Source organism: Xanthomonas hyacinthi (assembly GCF_009769165.1).
Taxonomy (GTDB): Bacteria; Pseudomonadota; Gammaproteobacteria; order Xanthomonadales; family Xanthomonadaceae; genus Xanthomonas_A; species Xanthomonas_A hyacinthi.
Genome location: NZ_CP043476.1, coordinates 490,190 through 516,905, shown reverse-complemented (window position 1 = coordinate 516,905; position 26,716 = coordinate 490,190). Strand labels below are relative to the sequence as shown.

The 26,716-nt window shown below is 69.2% G+C and carries 10 protein-coding genes and 1 pseudogene; all 11 read left to right on the top strand.

Annotated features, from left to right (window positions below; genetic code table 11):
• The first annotated feature begins 92 nt into the window (after positions 1 to 92).
• On the top strand, positions 93 to 1,664 hold the full coding sequence (locus FZ025_RS02330) for an APC family permease (RefSeq protein WP_104558660.1): 1,572 nt from the start codon (positions 93 to 95) through the stop codon (positions 1,662 to 1,664).
• A 113-nt stretch (positions 1,665 to 1,777) separates the two neighbouring features.
• The gene (locus tag FZ025_RS02325) at positions 1,778 to 4,108 is read left to right on the top strand and encodes a S9 family peptidase (protein ID WP_104558659.1); all 2,331 of its coding nucleotides are present in this window, start codon (positions 1,778 to 1,780) and stop codon (positions 4,106 to 4,108) included.
• Positions 4,105 to 5,797 (top strand): annotated as a pseudogene (locus tag FZ025_RS02320) (DUF5597 domain-containing protein). The gene FZ025_RS02325 and the pseudogene FZ025_RS02320 overlap by 4 nt, the downstream one beginning before the upstream one ends.
• 40 nt (positions 5,798 to 5,837) lie before the next feature.
• Positions 5,838 to 6,146, top strand: a complete 309-nt coding sequence (locus tag FZ025_RS02315) for a flagellar basal body rod C-terminal domain-containing protein (protein WP_046980888.1) — start codon at positions 5,838 to 5,840, stop codon at positions 6,144 to 6,146.
• 680 nt (positions 6,147 to 6,826) lie between these two features.
• The gene (locus FZ025_RS02310) at positions 6,827 to 9,187 is read left to right on the top strand and encodes a glucosidase family protein (RefSeq protein ID WP_104558658.1); all 2,361 of its coding nucleotides are present in this window, start codon (positions 6,827 to 6,829) and stop codon (positions 9,185 to 9,187) included.
• 354 nt (positions 9,188 to 9,541) lie between these two features.
• A complete protein-coding gene (locus tag FZ025_RS02305; RefSeq protein ID WP_104558657.1) occupies positions 9,542 to 12,319 on the top strand; it encodes a TonB-dependent receptor in 2,778 nt (925 codons plus the stop codon).
• 81 nt (positions 12,320 to 12,400) lie between these two features.
• Positions 12,401 to 16,735, top strand: a complete 4,335-nt coding sequence (locus tag FZ025_RS02300) for an Ig-like domain-containing protein (protein ID WP_046978312.1) — start codon at positions 12,401 to 12,403, stop codon at positions 16,733 to 16,735.
• The gene (locus FZ025_RS02295; protein WP_046978311.1) at positions 16,732 to 18,324 is read left to right on the top strand and encodes a family 43 glycosylhydrolase; all 1,593 of its coding nucleotides are present in this window, start codon (positions 16,732 to 16,734) and stop codon (positions 18,322 to 18,324) included. Before FZ025_RS02300 ends, FZ025_RS02295 begins: the two co-directional genes overlap by 4 nt.
• A gap of 19 nt (positions 18,325 to 18,343) precedes the next feature.
• Positions 18,344 to 20,665: a S9 family peptidase gene (locus tag FZ025_RS02290; protein WP_046978310.1), complete on the top strand. Its 2,322-nt coding sequence runs from the start codon at positions 18,344 to 18,346 to the stop codon at positions 20,663 to 20,665.
• A gap of 375 nt (positions 20,666 to 21,040) precedes the next feature.
• Positions 21,041 to 24,043: a TonB-dependent receptor plug domain-containing protein gene (locus FZ025_RS02285; RefSeq protein WP_244292445.1), complete on the top strand. Its 3,003-nt coding sequence runs from the start codon at positions 21,041 to 21,043 to the stop codon at positions 24,041 to 24,043.
• Between the two features lie 207 nt (positions 24,044 to 24,250).
• Entirely contained in the window at positions 24,251 to 26,674 is a 2,424-nt protein-coding gene (locus FZ025_RS02280) for a glycoside hydrolase family 127 protein (RefSeq protein ID WP_046978309.1), read from the top strand.
• The last annotated feature ends 42 nt before the right edge of the window (positions 26,675 to 26,716 follow it).

Genomic DNA, 26,716 nt, shown 5'->3' with positions numbered 1-26,716 from the left:
CATCCGCCCCTTCGGGGCACCTTCTCCCGGAGGGAGAAGGGGACAGCTGCAGGTAGTTAGGAATCGGGTACAACCTTTCCAGCGGGGGCACCATGGCCACACAAGGCAAGTTCCACAAGCGTCTGAGCCTGACCGACCTGACCTTCATCGGGCTCGGTTCGATCTTCGGCTCCGGTTGGCTGTTCTCGGCCAGCCATGTGTCGGCCATTGCCGGCCCGGCCGGCATCGTGTCGTGGATCGCCGGCGGCGTGGCGGTGCTGCTGCTGGGCCTGGTGTATTGCGAACTGGGCGCGGCGCTGCCGCGCGCCGGCGGGGTGGTGCGCTACCCGGAGTATTCGCACGGCGCGCTGCTCGGCTGGCTGATGGGCTTCATCACCTTGATCGCGTTCTCCAGCCTGATCGCGATCGAGGTCGAGGCAGCGCGGCAGTACGCCGCGGCCTGGTTCCCGTCGTTGAACCAGGCCGGCAGCACCCATCCCGGCGTGGCCGGCTGGCTGCTGCAGTTGGCGCTGCTGGTGGCGTTCTTCCTGCTCAACTATTTCAGCGTCAAGACCTTCGCCATCGCCAACAACATCGTCAGCGTGTTCAAGTTCCTGGTGCCGGTGCTGGTGATCGTGCTGCTGATGGGCCACTTCAATCCGCAGAACCTGCACGTGCAGGGCTTCGCCCCGTCCGGTGCGGCCGGCGTGGAGGCGGCGATCTCGGCCGGCGGCATCATCTTCGCCTACCTGGGGCTGACCCCGATCGTGTCGGTGGCCAGCGAGGTGCGCGATCCGCAACGCAATATCCCGATCGCGCTGATCCTGTCGGTGGCGCTGTCCACGGTGATCTACGTGCTGCTGCAGCTGGCGTTCCTGGGCAGCGTGCCGGCCGCGCACCTGAGCCAGGGCTGGGGCGGCATCGACAAGGCGTTCGCGTTGCCGTACCACGACATCGCGCTGGCCTTGGGCCTGGGCTGGCTGGCGGCGCTGGTGATCTGCGATGCGATGATCTCGCCCAGCGGCACCGGCAACATCTACATGAACGCCACGCCGCGCGTGGTCTACGGCTGGGCGCGCAGCGGCGGTTTCCTGTCGGTGCTGACCCGGGTCGATGCCAAGTCCGGCATCCCGCGCCCGGCGCTGTGGCTGAGCCTGGCGCTGTCGGTGTTCTGGACGCTGCCGTTCCCGTCGTGGGAGACGCTGATCCAGGTGGTGTCGGCGGCGCTGGTGCTGAGCTATGCGGTGGCGCCGGTGACCGTGGCGGCGCTGCGCCGCAGTGCGCCGCAGCTGCCGCGGCCGTTCCTGCTGCGCGGCTTCGCCGTGCTCGGCCCGCTGTCGTTCATCGTCGCCGCGCTGATCGTGTACTGGTCCACCTGGAACACGCTGTCGTGGCTGCTCGGTCTGCAGGTCGCGATGTTCGCGCTGTACGTGCTGTACAAGCTGCCGAGCGCGGCCGGACGCGCGCAGCTGTGGCGGCAGGTGCGCGGCGCGCTGTGGCTGATCGGGTTCTTCGTGTTGGTGTTGCTGGTGTCCTCCCTGGGCAGCTTCGGCGGCACCGGCCGGATCGCGCATCCCTGGGACACGCTGAGCGTGGCGGTCATCGCGTTCGGCTGCTACCACTGGGGCGCGCGCACCGGGCTGCGCAGCGACCAGCTGGCGCTGGAAGAGGACGACGGGGAGTAGGTTTGCTCGCTTCTGTAGGAGCAACTTCAGTCGCGACAGGCTTGCTTGAAACATCCTGTCGTGGCTGAAGCCGCTCCTACAGAAAACGCTGTATCAGGGGATATCGGAACGTAATGAACAGATTCGCTGCATCGATCGTGCTGGCCGCGGTGTCCTTCGCCGGCCACGCCCAGGCCGCGCCCAGCGCCGCCGACTACCAGCGCTCGCTCGGCCTGCGCGAGGCGTGGATGACGCTGACCGAGAACGTCGCCTGGCCGGCGCAATGGCGCGACGACGGCACGTTCTATTACCGCAAGACGGTGCCCGGCGGCTTCGCCTTCGTACTCGAGGATGTGGCCACTCAAAGCAAGCAGCCGGCGTTCGATGCGGCGCGGTTGGCGCACGGGCTGAGCGCCGCGGCCGGGACCGAGTACCCGGCGCTGCGGCTGCCGTTCGAGCGCTTCAGTTATGCGGGCGACGCTGGCCGCGACAACGCCGCGATCGTGTTCCAGATCGACTATGCGCCGTGGCGCTGCACGCTCGCCGACTATGTCTGCGCGCGCGCCGATGCCGGTCCGCAGCCGCGGCCGCGCGGCTTCGGCGTGGTCCGCGATCCGGCGGTGGCCGCCGACAACACGCCGCGGCGTTCGCCGGACGGGCGCTGGGATGCGTTCGCCGACGGCCACGATATCGTGTTGCGCAGCGTCGCCGACGGCCACGTGCTGCGCTTGAGCGAGGACGGCCGCGCCGACGATTTCTACGATCCGGAAACGCTTGCCTGGTCGCCGGATTCGCAGCGGCTTGCGGTATACAAGGTGCGTCCGGGTTTCGCGCGGCGGGTGACGCGGGTGGAGGCGGCGCCGCCCGGCGGCGGCCAGCCGCGCGTGCGTACCCAGCTGTATCCCAAGCCCGGCGACGCGGTGGATATCGAGCGGCCGGTGCTGTTCGATCTCGCCGGCGTGTCCGCCGGCGCCGGCGCGCGGCGCATCGCCATCGACGCTGCGCTGTTCGCCAATCCGTACCAGCTGTCGCCGATCCAGTGGCGCACCGACGGCTGCAGCTTCGTGTTCGATTACGTGCAGCGCGGTTTCCAGCGCATGCGCGCGATCGCGGTGGACGCGGCCAACGGCCGCGCGCGCGTGGCGGTGGGCGAGGACGCCAGGACCTTCGTCTACGCCGACCGCAGCTACCGCCACGACGTGGACGGACTCGGCAAGGAGATCCTGTGGATCTCCGAACGCGACGGCTGGCGCCATCTCTATCTGTTCGATGGCGAAAGCGGCAAGGTCAAGGCGCAGGTCACCAAGGGCGAGTGGATCGTGCGCGACGTGCTGCGCGTGGACGACGCGCAGCGCCGCATCTGGTTTTCCGCCAGCGGCATGGATGCGGGCAAGGATCCGTACCACCGGCAGTTGTTCGCGGTGGATTTCGACGGCGGCCACCCGACCCGGCTGACCACGGCCGATGCCGACCACGACGTGGCCATCGCCGACGACGGCGGCCACTACGTGGACACCTATTCGCGCCCGGACCTGCCGCCGGTGATGGAGCTGCACGCCATCGACGGCACGCTGCTGCAGGTGGTCGAACGCGGCGACATCGGCAAGCTGCTCGCCGCCGGCTGGCGCGCGCCGCAGACCTTCGTGGCCAAGGGCCGCGACGGCCGCACCGACATCTGGGGCATGGTGGTGCGCCCGCGCGATTACGACCCGCACAAGACATACCCGGTGATCGAGAACATCTACGCCGGCCCGCACGACAGCTTCGTGCCCAAGACCTTCTGGCCGTTCGGCTACCACTCCGGCGGCGACAAGCAGATCGGCATGCAGGCGCAGGCCGACCTGGGTTTCATCGTGGTGATGATCGACGGCATGGGCACCGCCAACCGTTCCAAGGCGTTCCACGACGTGGCCTGGAAGAACCTCGGCGATTCCGGGTTCCCCGACCGCATCGCCTGGCACAAGGCGCTGGCGGCCAAGGACCCGTCCTACGACATCTCCCGCGTCGGCATCTACGGCGCCTCGGCCGGCGGGCAGAGCACGCTGGGCGCGCTGGAACGGCATCCGGATTTCTACAAGGTCGGCGTGGCCTATGCCGGCTGCTACGACAACCGCATGGACAAGATCAGCTGGAACGAGCAGTGGATGGGCTGGCCGGTGGACGCCAGCTACGCCGCCGCTTCCGGCGTGGACAACGCGGCCAGGCTGCGCGGCGAGCTGCTGCTGATCGTCGGCGAGCAGGACAGCAACGTCGATCCGGCCTCGACCGCGCAGGTGGTGGATGCCTTGATCAAGGTCGGCAAGGAGTTCGACCTGTTGAACGTGCCCGGCGGCGAGCACTCGGTGGGTCGCTCTACTGGCCCGATCGACTATGTGCAGCGGCGCCAGTACGACTTCTTCGTGCGGCACCTGCTGGGCGCACAGACGCCGCGCTGGAATGCGATTTCCCCGGGAGACGCGCAATGACCGACCGCCATCCGCACATCCCTGTAGGAGCGGCTTCAGCCGCGACAGATGTTTCCAAAACCAGAATCCGTCCGGCGCCGGTGTCGCGGCTGAAGCCGCTCCTACATAAAGCATCGTCAATCGTCCGGTACGCCGTGCTGGCCATGCTGCTGCCACTGCTCGCTCACGCCGAAGAAATGCCCCGCTACGTCAGCCGCGACGGCCACCACGCGCTGTTCGTCGATGGCGCGCCGTACAGCATCATGGCCGCGCAGCTGCACAACTCCAGCGCCTGGCCGCAGGTGTTGCCGCAGGCGCTGGACGCGGTGCAGGCGCTGCACGCCAACACGGTCGAGGCGCCGGTGTACTGGGAGCAGTTCGAACCGGAGCCGGGCCGCTACGACTACCGCAACGTCGATGCACTGGTCGAGCACAGCCGTGCGCGCGGGCTGCGTTTGATCGTGCTGTGGTTCGGTACCTGGAAGAACGGGCAGATGCACTACGTGCCGGAGTGGATCAAGCGCGATCCGGCCACGTATCCGCGCATGCGCGATGCCAAGGGCGAACCGGTGGATGTGCTGTCGCCGCATGCGGCCGCCAACGTGCAGGCCGACGCGCGCGCCTTCGCCGCGCTGATGCAGCACCTGCGCAAGATCGACGCCGGCCGCTACACGGTGATCGCGGTGCAGGTGCAGAACGAACCCGGCGCGATCGGCACCGTGCGCGACCATGGCGCCGCCGGCGAGCGTGCGTTCAATGCCGCAGTGCCTGCGCAGCTGCTGCAGCGGCTGGGCAAGCCGGCCGGCAACTGGAGCCAGGTGTTCGGCAGCGATGCCGAGGAAATGTTCAGCGCCTGGAGCAATGCCAGCTACATCCAGCAGGTCGCCGCCGCCGGCAAGGCCGCGTATCCGCTGCCGCTGTACGTGAACACCTGGCTGCGCTACAAGGGCCGCACCAAGCCGGGCGAGGAATACCCGGCCGGCGGCGCCACCTGGAACGTATTCGAGCTGTGGCGGCTGGCCACGCCGGCGATCGACTTCATCGGCACCGACATCTACACCAGCGACTACGACGAATACACCAAGGTGATCGGCCAGTACGCGCGCGCCGACAATCCGGCCTGGGTCTCGGAGACCGGTTTCGAGGCGGCCACTGCGCCGTACCACTTCCACGTGCTCGGCCGCGGCGGCATCGGCTTTTCGGTGTTCGGCATCGACGGCAACGAGGACACGCCGGAGAACCAGGCCGCGATCGCCGCGCACGCGGCCGGCTTCGGCCTGCTGGCGCCGCTGCAGCGCGAACTGGCCGCCGGCGCTTTCGCCGGCACGTTGCAGGCAGCCGTCGAGAAGGCCGGGGTGCCGAAGCAGAGCCTGCGCTTCGGCGCATGGCAGGCGCAGGTGTCGTTCGGCGCGCCGGGCTGGGGCGAGGCGCCGGCGATCCTGCCCGGCACGCCGCAGCACGACGGCCGCGCGCTGGTGCTGGAATTGCAGCAAAACGTGTTCCTGGTCACAGGTTTCAACGCCCGCGTTGAATTTGTGCGCGACCGTGCCGATGGCAAATACGGGCAACTGCTGCGCGTGGAGCAGGGCCGCTACGTCGATGGGCAGTGGCGGTTCGTGCGCCTGTTGAACGGCGACGAGACCGACTACGGGCTCAACTTCCGGCGCGCCGATCCCTAACGTGCTGCGGGTGACCGTGGGAACCTACTGACCTTGCGGCCGCAACCCGGCCGCCCGACGAGCAAACGCACATGAGTTCCATCGCCTCGGTGTCCTCGATCGCCCTGTCCGGCATGCGCGCCGCCGCCGCCGGCCTGCAGGCGCGCGCGCACAATGTCGCCAACGCCGCCACCGAAGGTTTCCAGCGGCAGGTGACGGCCAACCAGGAAACCGCCGGCGGCGGCGTCGTGGCGCAGGTGCAGGCGGCGGGCGGCGAGGGCAGCGATCTGGTCGAGGACATGGTCGGCGGGCTGTCCGCGCGCAACGATTTCCAGGCCAACGCGCGGGTGCTGCGCGCGGCAGACGACACCATCGGCAGCCTGCTCAACGTCCTGGCCTGAGGCCACGGCGCTCCCTTCTCCCATCGGGAGAAGGTGCCCCGCAGGGGCGGATGAGGGTACGTGCGCAGCCTCATGCGCCAAACTCCGCGAGACGCTTCGCGCCGGACCCTCACCCCAACCCCTCTCCCGGTGGGAGAGGGGCTAGCGGCTGTCCCTTCTCCCCTCGGGAGAAGGTGCCCCGAAGGGGCGGATGAGGGTACGGGCGCAGCCTCGTGCGCCCAACTCCGCGAGACGCTTCGCGCCGGACCCTCACCCCAACCCCTCTCCCGGTGGGAGAGGGGCTAGCGGCTGTCCCTTCTCCCCTCGGGAGAAGGTGCCCCGAAGGGGCGGATGAGGGTACGGGCGCAGCCTCGTGCACCCAACTCCGCGAGACGCTTCGCGCCGGACCCTCACCCCAACCCCTCTCCCGGTGGGAGAGGGGCTAGCCGGCCGTTCCTTCTCCCATCGGGACCATGGCCCCCTTCTCGGGGGAAGGTGCCCCGCAGGGGCGGATGAGGGTACGAGCGAAGCCTCGCGCACCTGCTCTTGTTTAACCCTGACAGTACGCGCGAAGCATGGTGCAGCCACCGTTGCGCCAACCAAAGCTATGCAATTTTCCGCACCGGTCCTCGACACAGCACACAAGACCTCGCCGCCCCTGCAGCGCACGATGATGCGCTATTGCTCATCGGGGACGGGACATGGATCGGAGAGATTTCCTGCGCCAGGGGCTGGCGGTCGGCGCGGTAGCCGGGGTCGAAGCGCTCGCCGGCGGCATCGCCGCGCCCGCCAACGCCGCGCCGCCAGCGCCGGCCGCGCCGCGGCTGCAGCCGCTGGCCGCCGACGCGCTCGCCGGGCACACCCTGCAATGCCGCTTCGTCGACGCCGGCGCGCAGTGGCAGGTGTACGAAGACCTGCGCAGCGCCGATGGCGACCTGACCCTGCTCGGCCCCGGCGGCGCGCTGGTGCTCGGCAAGCGTACCGAACCGGTCTATCCCGCCGCGCAGGCGCCGTATTTCGGCATGCAGCTGGCCGAGGTGGCGCTGGCCGAGGCCGACCTGCTCGCCGACCGCCTGCTGCGCGACGGCGACCCGCGCGCCGACGAAGTGCGCGACGCGGCGCCGCCGCCGGCCTCGCAACTGGATCCCAAGGACGACAACGGGCGCCTGCCGTGGACCACCTTCGTCGGCACCCGCGAATGCGCCGACACCATGCCGGTGTATCCGGACGGCCGCACCCGCGCCTATCGCGCGCTGCACGCCTTTCCCGAGCTGGGCAAGGCCGACCTCGTCGCACGCCGCCACGAAGGCCTGATCGGCGGCTGGATGCCGGCGGTGCGCAAGGTGGTGGCGGCCGGCGCGGGCCGCTACTACGACGTGCTGCTGTTCGCCGACGTGCTCGCCACCGATCGCTTCATCGTGCAGACCTGGCACCGCAGCGCGCTGGTCGAGCACGGCCAGGTGACCAAGGTGGTGTACGGCTACAGCTATCCCGACTACCCGCCGCGGCGCGGCCCGCGCAGCGCCGAGGACTTCTACCGCGGCCTGCTCGCCTTCGCCGGCTACTGGCAGGGCCTGCTCGCCGACACCGTGCAGGCGCGGCTGCCCGACCCCAGTTGGAGCGACATGGCGCGCTTCGCCTTCGCCCGCGAACTGGTGGTACGCCCCGGCGGCACCTATCCGAAGTACGGCGCGGTCGATCGCGACTACTACGGCAACGAATACGACGGCTTCCAGGACACCTTCACCAGCTCGCTGTACGCGAACCTGGAATGGGGCCGCTTCGCCCAGGCCGCGGCGGTGCTGGACGGCTATTTCAGCGACTTCGTGCAGGACGACGGCATGGTCAACATGCGCGGCGCGGAGACCGGCCAGTTCGGCCTGACCCTGTCGCTGCTGGCCCGCTACCTGCGCTACACCGGCGATGCGGCGCTGCTGCGTAAGCACCGCGGCAAGATCGAAGCGACGGTGCAGGTCCTGCTGGAACTGCACGACGCCAGCCTGAAGCTGCCGGCGAAGGCGCCTGGGTACGGCCTGATCCATGGTTGGAACGAATCCGACGCCTGCCTGTTCCCGGATCCGACCCTGTGGTGGAAGCCGTACTACGCCAACAGCGCGCTGGCGATCCGTGGTTGGCAGGACATCGCCGCGGTGTGGACCGCGATCGCCGGGCCGGGCGCGCAAGCCGCCGCGGCGCAGTGGCGGCGGCGCGCGCAGCAACTGACCGCGCAACTGCACAAGACCCTGCGCGCCAATATCCGCCGCGACCTGACCCCGCCCTACATCGGCCCGCTGCCGGGAGTGAAGCTGACCTTCCGCCAGTCGCTGCAGCAGGAGACACCCAGCGAACAGGGCTGGCCGCACCGCGCCTACGCCGAACTGCTGCAGGCCGACGTGCTGCCCGACGATCTCGCGCACCTGGTCATCGATTGCGTGCGCGGCCATGGCGGCACCAGCCTGGGCGTGGTCGGCAACATCGCCCCGCCCACCCCGGAAGGGCGCGACCTGCTCGGCTTCATTTCCTACGGCTACGCGCAGCAGCTGTTGCGCCTGGACCGGATCGAGGAATACCTGCTGTTCCTGTACGCGCACCGCTACCACGTGCATACGCGCGGCAGCTGGACCGCGGGCGAGGTCAGCGGCATCACCGGCGGCATGCCGCTGTTCTGCATCCCGGCGCAGATGACCATCCCGCTGCTGCTGCGCTGGATGCTGGTGTTCGAGGACAGCGCCGGCGAAGAGCTGTTCCTGGCGCGCGCGCTGCCGCGCGACTGGCTGGGCAGCGGCGAGCCGATCGCGATCCAGGCCGCACCGACCCGCTGGGGCGCGGTGTCGCTGACCCTGCGCGGCGATCCGGCGCGCAAGCGCATCGACGGCACGCTGGCGTTGCCTGAGCAGGCGCCGGCACGCACCTGGCTGACCCTGCGCGTGCCGGCCGGCACGCAGCTGCGCGAGGTGCTGATCGACGGGCGCGCGGTGGCGCTGTCCGGCCCGCGCAACGAACGCGTGCGGGTGCCCGCCGGCGCAGCGCGGCAAATGACGATTGCGGCCGCCTACGGCTGAGTGGCGAAAGCGTTGGAGAAATGCCCCGGCGTGCGCGATTCAGTGCGATATTCCGCACGTTTCGCCGATAAATACGACAAGACAGCCCGACTACGCTACGCGCATATTGTGTCCATGCGGTGATATCCATGGGGGAGATTTCTGCACGATGGACAGGCTGCCGGACGCAGCGCCGTGGACCCTTTTAGCGTTGTCGCATTAGCGGCGTTGGGATCTCCCACCCAGCGCGGTTGCTGCGTACGGCGTCCCGCCTCACTCCCTTCGCCAACGACCGCTTGCGCTCGGCGTGGCTGTCCCTGGATCGGCTTGCCGTGGCTGCCGACCGGTGGCCATCGCAGCCCAAAGGAGAATCCGATGTCGTCTTTGTCTGCCCGCGTTGCATCGCCTTCCATCCGCCTGCGCTGGTCGCAGCGGCCGCGTCCGCTGGCCGCCGCGATCGGCACCGCGTTGGCGCTTGCTGCTATCGCGCCGTGCGCCCTGGCGCAGGAGGACAGGTCCACCGATACTGCGGCCAGCACGCTCGACACCGTCACCGTGACCGGCTCGCATATCCGCCGCGTGGACGTGGAGACGGCCAGCCCGGTGGTCACCATCGACCGCCAGCGCATCGAAGACAGTGGCAAGTCCACCGTCGGCGAACTGCTGCAGAACATGTCGGTGATGGCGGGCTACCAGGCCAATACCTCGATCAACAGCGGCTTCAGTCATGGCCGCGCGCTGGTGTCGATGCGCGGCCTGGGGCCGGAGCGGACCCTGGTACTGCTCAACGGCCACCGCATGAGCGGTCCGGCGAGCAGCGTCAGCGCCAGTCCGGGCGTGGACCTCAATTCGATTCCGGCCTCGATGATCGACCATATCGAAGTGCTGACCGCCGGCGCCTCGGCGATCTACGGCTCCGATGCCATCGGCGGCGTGGTCAATATCATCCTCAAGAAGGGCTACAACGGCGCCGCGTTGGAGACCGACTACGGCATCAGCGGCCACGGCGACGGCATCCGCCGCAATTTCGATCTGGAGTGGGGCAAGACCTGGGAGCGCGGCAGCGTGATGCTGGGGCTGAGCCACAACTCGCAGAACGCGCTGTACAACCGCGATCGCAGCTTCTCGCAGAGCCAGCTCAGCTACACCAACGGCGTCATCGGCAGCATGAGCGGTAGCAATACCCGCGCCGTGCTCAGCGACGGCTCCAGGCTCACCCCGAACAGCAACCTCGGCGCCGGCACGCTGACTGCCGCCGATTTCCATACCTTCGGCAGCGAGTCGGGCGACAGGTACAACTACTACGACACGCAGTACATGATCACCCCGGTGGAGCGCACCAACTTCACCATGCGCGCCACCTACGATCTGACCGACAGCATCCAGGCCTACGTCGATCTGCTGTGGACGCACAGCAAGACCACCTCGCATCTGCAGCCCTATGGCATCAGCGCCAGTTCGCTCGGCGTGGACATCGCCGCCAATCCCTACAACCCGTTCGGCTCCGATCTGAGCGACTACTACCTGCGTTCCCCGCTGTTCAGCCGCAAGTATGTCTCATCGATGGCGCAGACCAACCTGGTCGCCGGCCTGCACGGCGCGTTCGGCGATTCCAGTTGGCAGTGGGATGCCAGCGTCGGCTACGCCAAGTACAAGGACAAGCTGGTGCGCTATGGCTTTGCGGTGACCTCCGAGCTGGCCGAGGTCATGCAGAACGACAACGTCTTCAACCTGTCCGATCCGGCCACCATCGCCGCGCTGAACTCGACCTTGTTGCCGGTCGATCTGAAGGACGAGAGCACCAGCAAGAACGTCAACCTGGCGCTCAACGGTACGCTGTTCGCGCTACCGGCGGGCGACCTGCAGGCCGCGTTCGGCGCCGAGTACCGCAAGAACGATTTCCACCAGGGCACGCAGAGTTCGGTGGCGATGGCCGATGCGTTCGGCGCCTGCGACTACATGGACGGCTGCATCATGCGGCAGGGCCACGACGAGAGCATCAAGGAAGTCTATGTCGAGTTGCTGGTGCCGCTGTTGAAGGATCTGCCGCTGGTGCACTCGTTGAGCCTGGACATCGGCAGCCGCTATTCCAACTACAGCGCCTGGGGCGGCACCACCAACAGTTCGCTGGCGCTGGAGTGGCGCCCGATCGCCGACCTGCTGGTGCGCGGGACCGCCGCGCAGGTGTTCCGCGCGCCGGGGCTGGGCGACCTGTACGGCTCGCCGTACCAGGGCACCAACGATGTCGGCAGCTATACCGATCCGTGCGAGGGCTACACCGGTGGCGCCCCGGCCGGGGCGTGCCGGAACGTGCCCACCGACGGCAGCTTCGTCAACACCGGGACGATGAAGGTGTACGTCACCGGCGACGCCAACGCCGGGTTCGATCTGAAGCCCGAGTCCGGCCATTCCTACGATGTGGGCCTGGTCTACGATCCCGAGTGGCTGCCGGGCTTCTCGGCCAACCTGGACGCGTGGCGCGTCGAGTTGACCAACATGATTTCCGGCACCGACTACACCTATGTGTTGGAGCAGTGCTACAAGGGCGACGCGCGCTTCTGCGCCTTGGTGCAACGCAGTTCCACCGGCCAGCTGAGCAGCGTCACCGTGCCGTATGCGATCAACTACGACCAGGTGCAGATCCGCGGCTACGACTTCGCCACCAAGTACCAGTGGGACACCGAACGCTGGGGCAATTTCCGCCTCGGCCTGGACGCGACCTACATGTCCGAGTACCTGGTCGGCGACGACGGCCACAACTACGTCGGCGAGACCTCCGGCACCGGCGGCAACCTGCCGCGCTGGCGCGCCAACCTCAATGTCGGTTGGGACTACGCGCAGTGGCATGCGAGCTGGACGGCCCGTTACGTCGGCCACAGCACCGTCGGCAGTGCCTTCGAAGGCTATTGCTACAACACCGATGCCAGCGGCACGTGCGTCTATTTCGGCGTGCCGGTCTACATCTATCACGATGTTTCGGTGAGCCGGAAGTTCGAGAAGGCACACCTGAGCGCGTCGTTGGGCGTGGACAACGTCTTCGACAAGAAGCCGCCGCTCTACTACGGCTATTACTCCAACGCCTCCAATACCGATGCGTCCACGTACAACACGGTCGGGCGCTACGCCTGGGGCAAGTTGCGCTGGGAGTTCTGAGCATCGCGGTCGCCGTTGCGCAGGGCTGCTGCTACGCAGCCCGCGCCGTGGCGCCTGCATCCGCGGCTGTGATGGGATGACATGAAATCGAAGGTTGATTGCTACCGGCGCGGTCGCAGGCCGCAGCCGCTATGGCTGGCGCTGTCCCTGGCCGGTCTCGCCGGCATGCTGCCGAGTGCGCCGACGCAGGCCGATCCACATGTGTCGGCGACGCAAGCGGTGCGGGAAAACGCCGCGCTCGGCGATCCGCGCTTCAAGGGCACGCCGACGCCGATCCCCGACAGCGGCGTGGCCTTCGCGCCGGGCGGGCATCTGCAGCGGGTGTTCGCCGCCGACCTGGCGGCCGGCGCCGGCGCTGCGCCGGGCGAGGATTTCTGGATCGACCGCATGCTCGCGCGCAGCGGCACCGGCGGCGGTTTCGACGACAGCAACAACTGGCTGTTCAGCCGCGGCCGCGCCGCCTACATGTACACGCATCAGCCGCAGCAGCCGGGCTTCGTCGGCGACGTCGCCTACGCGCACAAGACCGGCCACGATGCGCTGTTCCGCCTGCAGGCGGAACTCGACGGCAAGCCGCTGCAACTGGTCGAGGACAGCGCGCAGCGGCGGCAGACGCCGAGCTATTTCAGCAGCGTCTACGCCGATGCCGGCGCCGGCGTACGGCTGCGCCTGGTCAAGTTCATCAGCGAGCAGAACGTGGCCGTGGCCGAGGCCACGCTGTCCAGCAGCGACGGCGTGGCGCGCACGCTGACCCTGCGCGCGATCTCGCCGATGGCCACGCATGCCGACGGCACCGAGCTCACCGGCGCGTTCGCCACCCACAATGCGATCACCACGGTATTCCCGCGGCTGTCCGGCGACGGCTTCGCGGTCGAGGGCGGCTCCATCGCGCGCCGCGTGGCGCTGCCGGCGAGCGGCGAGGCGGCCACGCTGAAGGTGCAGCTCGGGCTGGTCGCGCGCGAACTGCCGGCATCGCTGCAGGAATACCGGCGCATCGCCGCGCAGTCGCCGCAGCAGGCCTACAGCGAGCATGTGGTCGCCTACAACCGCTGGTGGGCCGACAACCTGCCGTACCTGGATACGCCCGAGGACAACATCGACAAGACGGTGTTCTACCGCTGGTGGCTGCTGCGCTTCAATTTCCTCGACGCCGCGGTGCCCGGCAACGACTACCAGTTCCCGGTGGCGATCGAAGGCGTGCTCGGCTACGACAACGCGATCGTGCTGACCACCGGCATGTTCATCGACGACCTCAAGTACCTGCGCGATCCCAGCTACGCCTACGGCTCGTGGCTGGGCGCCGGCGAGACCGCCGGCGGCGGCAAGTACGTGGACAATCCCGGCGCGCCGGAGAACTGGTCCAATTCCTACGCCCAATACCTCAGCGCCGCCGCCTGGCGCGCCTACCAGCTGCACGGCGGACCGCCGGCGGTGGCGGCGCAACTGGCGCGCTACGCCAGCGCCGACGTGGACGCGTTGTTGCGTGCCTACGACCGCAACGGCAACGGCCTGATCGAGTACGACTGGGCGGCGATGACCGGCAACGACGCCGATGCGGTGTCCTTCGACTGGGCCAGGCAGCACGGCCAGATCCGCATGGACCGCAGCGAGAGCGCCTACGTCTACGCCAACGCGCAGGCCGCGGCGCAGGCCGCGGAACTCGCCGGCGATGCGGCCACCGCTGTGCGCATGCAGGCGCTGGCGGCGAAGATCCGCAGCGCCGTGCTCGCCGTGCTGTGGCAGGACCACAGCGCCAGCGCCGACGGCATGGGCCTGCACGGCGACCTGCTCAAGCAGCGCCAGGCCGATGGCGCGCGGCTGCCGGTGGACTGGAAGGAGACCAACAACTACTACCCGTTCAGCGTCGGCCTGATGCCGCGGCAGGGCGATGCCGACTACGATCCGAAATACGTGCGCGCGCTGCGCCTGTTCGCCGACGCGCGGCAGTATCCGATCTTCCCGTTCTACACCGCCAACCAGGCCGACCGGCAGGCGCGCGGCGCCGGCGGCAGCAACAATTTCTCGGTGATCAATTCCACCGTTGCCTTCCGCCTGCTCGGCAGCGCGCTGCGCGACTATCCCAGTCCGTATCTGGACGCGGGCAGCTACCGCAAACTGCTGTACTGGAACGCCTGGGCGCACTACATCGACGGCGACAACCGCTACCCGGACCAGAACGAGTTCTGGGCGCAGGGCAGCGCCGCCGACGGCGGCAGCATCGGCTACCGCTCGTGGATCCACCACACCCAGCTCGGCGCGACCAACTTCACCGTGATCGAGGACGCGATGGGCCTGCGTCCGCGCAGCGACGCCAGGATCGAGCTGTCTCCGATCGATATCGGCTGGGATCACTTCGCCGCCGACGCGGTGCGCTACCGCGACCGCGACCTGGCCATCGTCTGGGACCGCGACGGCCGCCACTACGGCGGCGCGGTGCCCAAGGGCTATTCGCTGTATCTGGACGGGAAGCTGGCGTTCACCGTCGATCGCCTGGCGCATGTGCTCTACGACCCGGCCAGCGGCCGCGTGCAGGCGCTGCCGGACGCGGTCAACGCGGATGCCGCGCAGCTGCGTGTAGTCAGTTCGAAGGCCATTGCCCTGCAGGCGCCGGAGCAGGTGCGCTTCGCCGCCGATGCGCGCATCACCGCGGTGCTGGCCGACGCCGGCGTGGACACCACGCTGCCGGCGACCGCGCACAACCTCGCGCAAGGCGCGGCGGTGAGCGCCAGCTATGCCGCCGACGGTTTCCCGGCCAGCGCGGCGGTGGACGGCAGCACCGCCAACGAACCGTTCTGGGGCACGGTCGGGTCGCCGTCGCGCAGCGACTGGATCGAACTCGACCTGGGCCGTCCGCAACTGCTGGACGACGTGCGCCTGTACTTCTACCGCAGCTCCTCGCCGCCCGGCGAGCAGCACGGCTTTGCCTCCGGCACCCGCGCCGGCTACGCGCCGCCGTGGCTGTACGTGCTGCAGTATTTCGACGGGCATGCCTGGAAGACCGTGCCCGGCCAGGTGCGCGATGCGCCGATCGCGCAGGGCAACCGCAACCGCGTGCGCTTCCCGGCGCTGCGCGTGCAGCGGCTGCGCGTGCTGGTGACCCATGCCGGCACGCTGCGCACCGGGATCAAGGAAATCCAGGCCTATGCCAGCGGCGCGCGGGTGCCGGCGGTGAAGGCCAATCAGGCGCCGCAGGTCGAGGCCTGGCAGCAGGATGGCGCCGGCGGCGCGCTACGTCTCGTTGGCCGCGTCGGCGACGACGCGTTGCCGAACGGCAGCTTGGCGCTGCATTGGCGCGTGCTGCAGGCGCCGCCCGGCGGCGCGGCGATCTTCGAGGAACCGCAGGCGGCCAGCAGCAGCGTGCGCTTCACTGCGCCCGGCGCCTACACGCTGCGCTTGCAGGCCGACGATGGCGCGTTGCAAGGCCATGCCGACGTGGCCGTGGTCGCCGCGCCGACGCCGGCCGGGCAGGGCCTGGAAGTGCAGGGCGACGCCGAGGCCAGCGCGCAGGTCACCGCCGGCCATCACCGGTTGCAGGCGCTCAACGACGGGCTGCTGCCCGCGCCGGATCAAGCGCCGTCCGCGGATCGCCGCTGGGGCAGTTGGGGTCGCGCGCAGCCGGCCTCGGTGTGGGTGCAGTACCAATGGCGGCAACCGCAGCGCTTGAACGGTGCCGCGCTGTATTTCTGGGACGACCAGCCCGACGGCGGCGTGGCGCCGCCACGTGCGTGGAAGCTGCAATACCGCGATGGCGAGCAGTGGCGCGACATCGCCGTGCGCGGCGGCTATCCAGTCGCTGCGCGCGGCGAACCGAGCCGCGTGGCGTTCGCGCCGGTGACCACCAGCGCGTTGCGCGTGGTGCTGGACACCGCCGCGCAGGGCGAGGGCCACGCCGCGGTCGGCATCGACGAATGGCAGGTGTTCGCCGAGCGCGCCGACGCGGTCGAGCCGATTGATGTGCGCGTGGCGCCGGGCGAGACGCCAGCGCTGCCGCAGCGTATCGCCGGCTATTTCGCCGACGGCAGTTGGGCGTGGCTGGACGTGCGCTGGCCGCAACTCGAAGCGGCGGCGTTGGCCGGCGAGGGCCGCGTGCAGGTGCAGGGCCTGGTCGATGGCGGTTTGCCGGTCAGCGCCAGCATCTGGGTGCGCGCCACCGCGCCGGGCCAGATCAACACCGTGCAGGCGCCGCCGCCGCTGCATGTGCATGCCGGGCAGGTGCCGGCGCTGCCGGTATTCGTCGGCGTGCAATACAACGACGGCTCGCGCGAACGCGTGCCGGTGCAGTGGCCGCCGTTGGCGCCGGCCGCCTATGCCGCGCCGGGCACCAGCAGCATCGTCGGCAGCGCGCAGGGGCGCGGCGGCAGCGGGCAGTTGCCGGTGCGACTGCAGATCGTGGTCGATGCGGCGGTGGCGCCATGAGCCTGTATCGCGCAGCGCAGCGTGCCGCACGCGTCGGCACCTGCCTGCTGTTGGCGCTCGCCGTTGCCGGAGCGCAGGCGGCACCGTTGCTCGCGCGCAGCGTGCACAGCGCCGGCAATCCGATCCTGGCCGACGGCCGCGACTATTCCGCCGATCCGGCGCCGCTGGTCGCCGACGGCAAGCTGTACATCATCGCCGGCCGCGACGAGGCGCCGCCCGACGTCAACGACTTCGTGATCCAGCGCTGGCAAATGCTGGTGACCGACAATGTCGGCAGCGGCAACTGGACCCACTACCCATCGTTGCTGCGCCCCGAGCAGGTGTTCGCCTGGGCCGCCGCGGGCCGCGCCTATGCCGCGCAGATCGTGCAGGGGCCGGACCGGCGCTATTACCTGTACGCGCCGGTCGAAGAAAAACACTCGCCCAACGCCGATCCGTTCGCGATCGGCGTGGCGGTCGCCGACAGTCCGTTGGGGCCGTGGCGCGACGCGCACCCGCAAGGGCCGATCCTGTCGCAGTCGTTGCCGGTCAGGAACACGATCCAGAACATCGACCCGACCGTGCTGGTCGACGACGACGGCCGCGTGTATCTGTACTGGGGCACCTTCGGCAAGCTGTTCGGCATCGAGCTGGAGCGCGACATGGTCACGCCCAAGGGCGCGGCGGTGGCGGTGACCACGCTGGACGGCTATTTCGAAGCGCCATGGCTGTTCAAGCGCAATGGCACCTACTACATGGCCTATGCCGGCAACCGCGCCGGGCCGGACTCGGACTGCACGCCGACGCTGTATCACGCCTGCATCGCCTACGGCAGCGCGCCGTCGCCGCTGGGGCCGTGGACCTACCGCGGGGTGATCCTGCCGCCGGTGTCCTCCACCACCTCGCATTCGGGCATCGTGCAATTCAAGGGCCAGTGGTATCTGGTCTATCACACCGCCGATGCCAAGGGCGGCGGCCACTTCCGCCGCAGCGTGGCGATCGACCGGCTGGACTGGGACGACACGCAGCGGCCGGCACGCATTCGCCCGGTGCTGGCCACGCGCGCGCCGCAGCCGTCGGTGCCGCTGCAGCGCAACGTCGCCCGCTACGCCCATGCCAGCGCTTCCAACGGCCCGGACATCCCGCATCAGTACTGGATCGCCGCGCTCAACGACGGCGTGGTCAAGCGCAATCCGCTGCCGCCGCAGATGTGGGGCAGCTGGAATGCGCACAATCCGCCGCAGCAGTGGATCCAGTACAGCTGGGCGCAGCCGCTGACGCTGCAGCGCAGCCGCATCGTGTTCTGGGCCGACCATCCGCCCGGCGCCAACGAAGGCGTGGCGCCGCCGGCGCGCTGGCATCTGGAATACCGCAAGGACGGGCAGTGGCTGCCGCTGGCGCAGGCTGTGGGCGCTGCGGTCGCGGGCCGGGTGCAGACGCTGCGTTTCGCGCCGGTGACCACGCGCTGCGTGCGCGCGGTGTTCGATGCCTCCGGCGGCGACGGCGGCTATGCCGCGCTGGCGGTGCAGGAATGGGAAATGTGGGCCACGCGCGCGCAGCGCCTGGCCCAGGCCGGCGTTGCGGATGCGCAGCGCTGCGACACGCTTTGATGCATCAGGTGGTTGACGAATGAAGACGGATCGAAACGGGCGGCGCGTCGCGGCGCTGGGTGCGCTGCTGCTCGCAGTGGTGGCGCTGGCGCCATGCGCGCTGGCCGCGCCCAGCGCGGACGACTACCAGCGCGCGCAGGCGCTGAGCCAGCGCTACGAGGCGCTGGTCGATCGCCAGCCGTCGCAGCCGCTGTGGCTGGACGCCGGGCATTTCCTGTACCGGCGCTCGCTGGCGCGCGCCGGTGCCGCCCCGGCGATCGAGTACCGCCGGGTGGCGGTGGACGGCGGTCGCAACGAACTCGCCTTCGATCACGCGCGGCTGGCGGCGGCGATGTCCGCGGTTAGCGGCAAGCCGGTCGATGCGACGGCATTGCAGCTGTCCGAGGTGAAGCTGGATGCGCACCGGCTGGCCTTCGAGAGCGATCGGGTGCGCTGGCACTGCGACCTGCCGCAGTACCGTTGCACGCGCACCGAGATGGGCGCGTTGCCGCCCGATTCCTACGACATGAGCATCCCGCTGAAGCAGGGCGCGGCGTATGCGCAGGCGTCGCCGGACGGCAGGTGGCGGGCCTGGGTCGAGGCCGGCAACGTGGTGGTCGCGCCGGCCGGCGGCGGCACCCCGGTCGCGCTCAGCCGCGATGGCAGCGCCGCCGAGTACTACGCGGCGGACAGCCTCGCCTGGTCGCCGGATTCGACCCGGCTGGTCGCCTACCGCATCAAGCCGGCACCGCTGCGCACGGTGCACTACATCGAGTCGGCGCCGCCGGACCAGTTGCAGCCCAAGCTGCACCAGCAGATCTACGCCAAGCCCGGCGATCCGCTGCCGGTGCTGCAGCCGGTGCTGTTCGACCTGGCCTCGCGGCAGGCAAAGGCAGTGCCGGCAGGGCTGTTCCCGAATGCGTTCGCGCTGAGCTGGCCGCAGTGGCGCAGCGACGGCAGCGGCTTCACCTTCGAGTACAACGAACGCGGCCACCAGCGCTATCGCGTCATCGAGGCGGATGGGCGCAGCGCGCAGGCGCGCGCCCTGATCGAGGAAACCTCGCCGACCTTCATCGAGTATTCCAATCTCAGCGGCACCCACGAAGGCGGTGGCAAACGCTATCGCCACGATTTCGCCGATGGCGCGCGCACCCTGTGGGCCTCCGAGCGCGACGGCTGGGAGCAGCTGTACCTGTACGCCACGCGCAGCGGCGGTGCGCCGCGCCAGGTCACCCGCGGCGAGTGGGTGGTGCGCAAGGTCGAGCGCGTGGACGAGGCCGCGCAACAGATCTACTTCATCGCCTCGGGCATGACGCCCGGCGAGGATCCCTACTACCGTCACGCCTATCGCATCGGCCTGGACGGCAGCGAGCTGACCGCGCTGACCCCGGCGCAGGCCGACCATGAAGTCGTGCTGTCGCCCGACGGACGCTGGCTGCTCGACCTGTATTCGCGGGTGGACCTGGGGCCGGTGCTGGAACTGCGCCGCAGCGACGACGGGGCGCTGGCGCGGCAGGTCGAGCGCACCGACCTGAGCCGGCTGCGCGCGGCCGGCTGGGTGCCGCCGCTGCCGTTCCACGCGCCCGGCCGCGACGGCAAGACCGAGATCTGGGGCGTGATCCATCGGCCGCAGGCGCAAGCCGACGGGCAGCGCTACCGCGTGGTCGAGAACATCTACGCCGGGCCGCACGGCGCGTTCGTGCCCAAGACCTTCAGCGCGCGCGTGCCGGCGCTGACCGCGCTCGGCTTCGCCGTGGCGCAGATCGACGGCATGGGCACCAACAACCGTTCGCGCGCGTTCCACGACGTGGCCTGGCGCAACCTCAAGGACGCCGGGTTCCCCGATCGCATCGCCTGGCACCGCGCGGCGGCGGCGCAGTATCCGTGGTACGCGATCGAGCAGGGCGTGGGCATCTACGGCAGCTCCGCCGGTGGCCAGAGCGCGCTCGGCGGCTTGCTGTTCCATCCGGAGTTCTACGTCGCCGCGGTGGCCAATTCCGGCTGCCACGACAACCGCATGGACAAGATCTGGTGGAACGAGCAATGGATGGGCTGGCCGGTCGGGCCGTGGTATTCGGCTTCGTCCAATGTCGACAACGCCTGGCGCCTGCAAGGGCATCTGCTGCTGGTGACCGGCGACATGGATCGGAACGTGGATCCGGCCAGCACCTTGCAGGTCGCCGATCGGCTGATCAAGGCCGGCAAGGACTTCGATCTGCTGGTGGTGCCCGGCGGCGACCATGGCGCCGGCGGCGACTACGGCCGGCGCCGGTTGGCGGACTTCTTCGTGCGCTGGCTGCAGCAGGCACCGACGCCGGACTGGAACCGGCAAGCGGCGGCATCGGCGCCTGTCGCGCACTGAGGTTTGCGCGCGTGCCTGCGTGAGGTGGCGCGCGGCGTGCGGCAATCGCTGCGATCCATCGCAACATATCGACAAATTTCCACGTCAAAGGCGACGTTTTTCCACAAGACGCTGGCCCGGTCGACGTGAAACTCTGCAGTTGCGGTGCGTGGCGACGCGCAACAGGTTTTCCGGGGTGCGGAGGCGCGCAACGGTTCCTCGGGGCGCAGAGATGCGCAACGGTTTTCCGATGCGCAACACGCGCACCGCATTCTGCGCCGTGCGGGGATGCACGGCCTCCATCGATCGATGCGGGTTCTCGTTGCCGTGCGCAGCGAGGGCGCGGCGTCGTGCGGCCTGGATTTGCGTGCAGGCCGCTCAACCGAGAGACAGCCCATGCGCGACGTTCGCTTGCCTTCCCCACCTCCGGCCTCCGCCTGTCGCGATCGACGCGGACACGGGCGCACGCTGCTGTGCGCTGCGATCGGCATGGCGCTGCTCGCGGCGTTGCCGGCGGCGGCGCAGGAGGCGGCCACCGTGCGCGATACCGCCACCGCGGCCGCCGATGGCAGCGACAGCGCCGCCGACGCCAAGACCCTGGACAGCGTGGTCGTCACCGGTTCGCGCATCCGCCGCAACGATGCGCTGGACGGCCCCACGCCGCTGACCGTGATTGGCGCCGAGCAGATCCGCGCGGCCGGCTATACCGAGATCGCCGACGTGGTCAATCAACTGCCGAGCCTGGCGCTGACCCAGACCAGCCAGACCAGCAACCTGGCCGGCAATCCCGGCATCAACGCGCTGGACCTGCGCGGCATGGGCACCCAGCGCACCCTGGTGCTGGTCGACGGCCGCCGCCAGGTGCCGGCGATCCCGGGCACCTCGGCGGTGGACGTGAGCAATATTCCTTCCAGCCTGGTCGAACGGGTGGAAGTCATCACCGGCGGCGCCTCGGCGCTGTACGGCGCCGACGCGGTCACCGGCGTGGCCAACTTCATCCTGAAGAAGGATTTCCAGGGCCTGGACGCCAGCGCGCGCTACGGCATCTCCAGCCGCGGCGACATGCGCAGCAGCAGCGTCGATGCGCTGTTCGGGCACAACTTCGCCGACAACCGCGGCAACCTCACCGTCTACGGCTTCTACGAGCGCGAACCCGACGCGGTCTCCGGCCAGGACCGGCCGTGGACCGCCAGCGGCTACCCGATGTACACGCGCAACAACCGCAACCAGCGCTACTGGATCTCCGACAACAACCGCAACATCAACAACGCCGAGGACGCGCAGCTGATCCTGGGCGGACGCCACTACGCGATGACCGCCGATGGCCAGCTGCGCGACCCTGTGCTCGGCCCGGGCGGCTACGTCAACGCCGGGACGGTGAGCCTGGCCAATCCAACCGACGCGCTGGGCAGCCTGCTCAGCGACGGCGGCGAGTACGGCGGCCGCTACGACTCGTATTATCTGTCGGTGCCGTCGGACCGCTTCTCCAGCCGCGCCACGTTCAACTTCGATGTCGGCGACAGCCTGCGCCTGTTCGTCAACCTCGGCTACTCGCAGAACCAATCGCAATCGGCCTGGCGCGCGCTGAGCGCGTTCGGCAGCGAGGCGGTGCCGGCCGACAGCCCGTTCATCACCGACGAGATGCGCGCGGCCAACGGCGGCACGATCACCGACGGGGTCTACTTCGCGCGGCACTTCGACGCGGAGCTGGGGCAGGGCCACAGCGAATATCGGCGCCAGTTGTTGCAGGGCGTGGTCGGCGTGGAAGGCGATTTCAGCCTGGGCGCGCGCGCCTGGAACTATTCGGCGTACTACTCCTACGGCCGCACCCGGCAGCGCAACCGCGACATCGATACGGTGGCCTATCCCCGCTATTACCTGGCGGTCGATTCCACCGCCGCCGCCGACGGCAGCGCGGTCTGCCGCAGCACGCTCAGCGATCCTGGCAACGGCTGCGTGCCGTTGAATCCGTTCAAGCGGCTGACCACGCAGGAGATCGGCTACCTCCGCTACGACACGGACTGGGCCACCACCACGCTGACCCAGCAGGTGCTGTCGGCCTATGCGTCCGGCGGCATCTTCGACCTGCCCGGCGGCGAGGTGCAGATCGTGTTCGGCGGGGAGTACCGCAAGGAGCGCAACGACATCGGGACGATCGCCCAGTACGATCCGGCCAACCCGGCCTACGACGCCATGCTGGGCACTACCCAGCTGCCACTGAGCGGGCAGTACGACGTCAAGGAGGTGTATAGCGAACTGCATCTGCCGCTACTGGCGGGCAAGCCCTTTGCCGAGCGCCTGGCAGTGGATGCGGCGGTGCGCGTGTCCGATTACAACACTGCCGGCCGCACCGTCACCAACAAGTTCGGCATCGACTGGTCGCCGATCCGCGACATCACCCTGCGCGGCACCTACGGCAAGGCGGTGCGCGCGCCCAACATCGGCGAACTGTACACCGCCAGCAGCATCGGCGGGCTGTGGATCACCGATCCGTGCAACACCTACAATTTGAACTACCGCACCGACCGCAGCCAGTACACCGCGGCCAACTGCGCGCAGCTCAATCCCTCCGACAAGAGCACCTACTGGCTGTACCGCGACATCATCACCAAGGGCAACCTGGAGCTGGGCAACGAGACCGCCAAGACCCGGACCATCGGCGTGGTGCTGCGGCCGCGCTTCCTGCGCGACGTCTCGCTGTCGGTGGACTACTACAATATCGATCTGCGCGGGGCGATCGATTCGTTCCCGGCGCAGACCATCATCAACAAGTGCGTGGACGCGCCGACCCTGGACAACCAGTTCTGCTCCTTCGTCAGTCGCGACGCCGACGGCAACCTGCTCAACGTGGTCACGCAGAAGCTCAACCTGTCGCGCTACCTGACCCGCGGCGTCGACTTCGCCGCGCAGTACCGCTACGACCTGGCCGAGCGCTGGGGCCAGAATGCCGGCGCGCTGTCGTTCGACCTGAACTACACGCACCTGATCCGCCAGGACTACACGCTGGATCCGGACCAGCCGGACGAGGTCACCCGTTTCGCCGGCGTGTTCGGCTCGCCGTCCTGGAAGGGCGTGCTGCGCAGCACCTGGTCCAATGCGCATGCCGGCGCGACCTGGTCGCTGCGGCACTTCTCCAAGATGCGCAACAGCACCGAGATCACCGACACCGACTACCAGAAGGTGTGGACCGGCAACGTGTTCTACAGCGACGTGTCCGGCTACTACCGGCTCAAGTCGGGACTGGAGCTGTTCGGCGGGGTCAGCAACCTGTTCGATCGCGCGCCGCCGCGGGTGCCGGGGGCGGAGGCGGGCGGCGCCAATTTCGAACTGGGCTATCACGCCGGCGTGTACGACGTGATCGGTCGCATGTACTACGGCGGGATCCGCCTGGCGCTGTGAGAAACGGGTGCGATTCGGCGCAAATCCGCATGTCTGCGAGGCCGTGGCGACAAGACGCGATGACGTATCGATGACACAGTGGCGACAGGCCGCCCGTTCGTGGCCGCGGTCGGGCCTGCGCCTGCCGCCGCCAAGTGCAAAGGAGCACGCAATGCCGTCTCGCGTTTCCCCTCGGTTCCTGGTGGCCATCCACTCGCGCGGTGCCCGATGAGCGCGCGTTGCGGACACGTCCACACCGCGCACTGCGCGCGCACCGCGTCCGCGGACGCCGATGTGGCGGCGCTGGATCCATCGCGGCGCCGTTTCCTGCAATGGAGCGCATTGGCCGTGGCCGCGGGCCTGCTGCGCTTCCCGCTGGACGCCGCCGCCTCCAGCGCCGGCCGCGTGCAGGCGCTGCCGCTGCGGCAGGTCACGCTCAAACCGTCGCTGTTCCTGGATTCGCTGCAGACCAATCGCCGCTACCTGCTGGAACTGGAGCCGGACCGCCTGCTGCACAACTTCCTGCAATACGCCGGACTGCCGCCCAAGGGCGAGGTCTACGGCGGCTGGGAGGGCGACACCATCGCCGGGCACACGCTCGGCCACTACCTCAGCGCGCTGGCCAAGATGCATGCGCAGACCCGCGCTGCGGCGCTGCGCCAGCGCATCGACTACATCGTCGCCGAACTGGCGCGCGCGCAGGCGCGCGATCCGGACGGCTACGTCGGCGGGCTCACCCGCAAGAACGACAAGGGCGCCATCGACAGCGGCAAGCTGGTGTTCGAAGAGGTGCGCCGCGGCGTCATCAAGGGCAGCAAGTTCAATCTCAACGGCAGCTGGTCGCCGCTGTACACGGTGCACAAGCTGTTCGCCGGCCTGCTCGATGCGCATGAACTGGCGGGCAACGCGCAGGCGTTGCAGGTGCTGCTGCCGCTGGCCGGCTATCTCGGCGGCGTGTTCGACGCGCTCGACCACGCGCAGATGCAGACCCTGCTGGACACCGAGTTCGGCGGCCTCAACGAATCCTACATCGAACTGGGCGCACGCACCGGCGATCAGCGCTGGGTGGCGCTGGGCAAGCGCCTGCGGCACGAGAAGGTGATCGATCCGGCCGCGGCCGGCCGCGACGAACTGCCGCACATCCATGCCAATACCCAGGTGCCCAAGTTCATCGGCGAGGCACGCCAGTTCGAGGTCGCCGGCGATGCCGACGCGGCGGCGGCGGCGCGTTTCTTCTGGGAGACGGTGACCGGCCACTACAGCTACGTCATCGGCGGCAATGCCGACCGCGAGTATTTCCAGGAACCGGACACCATCGCCGCGTTCCTGACCGAGCAGACCTGCGAGCACTGCAACAGCTACAACATGCTCAAGCTGACCCGGCACCTGTACCAGTGGACGCCGCAGGCGCGCTATTTCGACTACTACGAGCGCACCCTGCACAACCACACGATGGCCGCGCAGCATCCGGCCACCGGCATGTTCACCTACATGACGCCGATGATCAGCGGCGGCGAGCGCGGCTACTCCGACAAGTTCGATTCGTTCTGGTGCTGCGTCGGCAGCGGCATGGAGGCGCACGCGCAGTTCGGCGACTCGATCTATTGGCAGGACGCGGCGTCGCTCTACGTCAACCTGTACATCCCCTCGACCCTGGACTGGCCCGAGCGCGACCTGGCGCTGGAGCTGGACAGCGGCGTGCCGGACAACGGCAAGGTGCGGCTGCAACTGCGCCGCGCCGGCGCGCGCACGCCGCGACGCCTGCTGCTGCGGCTGCCGGCCTGGTGCCAGGGCGGCTACACGCTGCGCGTCAACGGCAAGGCCCAGCGCGGCACGGCCGCCGACGGCTACCTGGCGCTGGAGCGGCAGTGGCGCAGCGGCGACGTGATCGAACTGGACCTGGCGATGCCGCTGCGCCTGGAGCATGCCGCCGGCGACGCCGACACGGTGGTGGTGATGCGCGGTCCGCTGGCGCTGGCCGCCGATCTCGGCCCGGTCGCCGATCCCTACGATGCGCCGGACCCGGCGCTGGTGGCCGCGGCCGATCCATTGGCAGGGTTCGCCGAATTGCCGCAGCCCGGGCACTTCCTGGCCGCCGCCACGCAGCCGCCGGGGCTGACCTTCGTGCCGTTCTACGCGCAGTACGAACGCCGCAGCGCGCTGTACTTCAAGCGCCTGGCGCCGGCGCAGTGGGCGCAGGAAGCGGCACGGCGCGCGCGCCAGCAGGCCGAGCGCGCCGCGCTGCAGGCCAGCGCGGTGGACATGATCCAGTTCGGCGACGATGCTTCCGAGCAGGCGCACAAGCTGCGCAGCGACACCTCCTTCGGCGGCGCCTACCGCCGCCAGCAATGCCGCGACGTGCGCGGCAAGGGCTTCGTCGAATTCCAGATGAAAGGCAGCGCGCAGCCGCTGGCGTTGCGCCTGCGCTTCTGGGGCAGCGACAAGGGCCGCTTCAATATCCTGATCGACGGCAAGCTGGCGGTGGAAGTGCAGGTGGACCGCAGCCAGGTCGTCGACTTCGTCGATCGCGATTACCCGTTGCCGCCGGCGCTGACCGGCGCCACGCAACTGACCTTCCGCATCGAGCCGCAGCACGGCGATACCGCCGGGCCGCTGTTCGGCGGCTGGTTGATCCCGGCCGCGAGCGCATGACGGCTGCGGCAGCGCACGCACGCGGCGCTGGCGTCGCGCCCT

Bases quoted from the DNA above. Each gene is read 5' to 3' on its own strand.
- FZ025_RS02330 (WP_104558660.1), top strand. From the start codon at position 93: ATGGCCACACAAGGCAAGTTCCACAAGCGTCTGAGCCTGACCGACCTG.
- FZ025_RS02325 (WP_104558659.1), top strand. From the start codon at position 1,778: ATGAACAGATTCGCTGCATCGATCGTGCTGGCCGCGGTGTCCTTCGCC.
- FZ025_RS02315 (WP_046980888.1), top strand. From the start codon at position 5,838: ATGAGTTCCATCGCCTCGGTGTCCTCGATCGCCCTGTCCGGCATGCGC.
- FZ025_RS02310 (WP_104558658.1), top strand. From the start codon at position 6,827: ATGGATCGGAGAGATTTCCTGCGCCAGGGGCTGGCGGTCGGCGCGGTA.
- FZ025_RS02305 (WP_104558657.1), top strand. From the start codon at position 9,542: ATGTCGTCTTTGTCTGCCCGCGTTGCATCGCCTTCCATCCGCCTGCGC.
- FZ025_RS02300 (WP_046978312.1), top strand. From the start codon at position 12,401: ATGAAATCGAAGGTTGATTGCTACCGGCGCGGTCGCAGGCCGCAGCCG.
- FZ025_RS02295 (WP_046978311.1), top strand. From the start codon at position 16,732: ATGAGCCTGTATCGCGCAGCGCAGCGTGCCGCACGCGTCGGCACCTGC.
- FZ025_RS02290 (WP_046978310.1), top strand. From the start codon at position 18,344: ATGAAGACGGATCGAAACGGGCGGCGCGTCGCGGCGCTGGGTGCGCTG.
- FZ025_RS02285 (WP_244292445.1), top strand. From the start codon at position 21,041: ATGCGCGACGTTCGCTTGCCTTCCCCACCTCCGGCCTCCGCCTGTCGC.
- FZ025_RS02280 (WP_046978309.1), top strand. From the start codon at position 24,251: ATGAGCGCGCGTTGCGGACACGTCCACACCGCGCACTGCGCGCGCACC.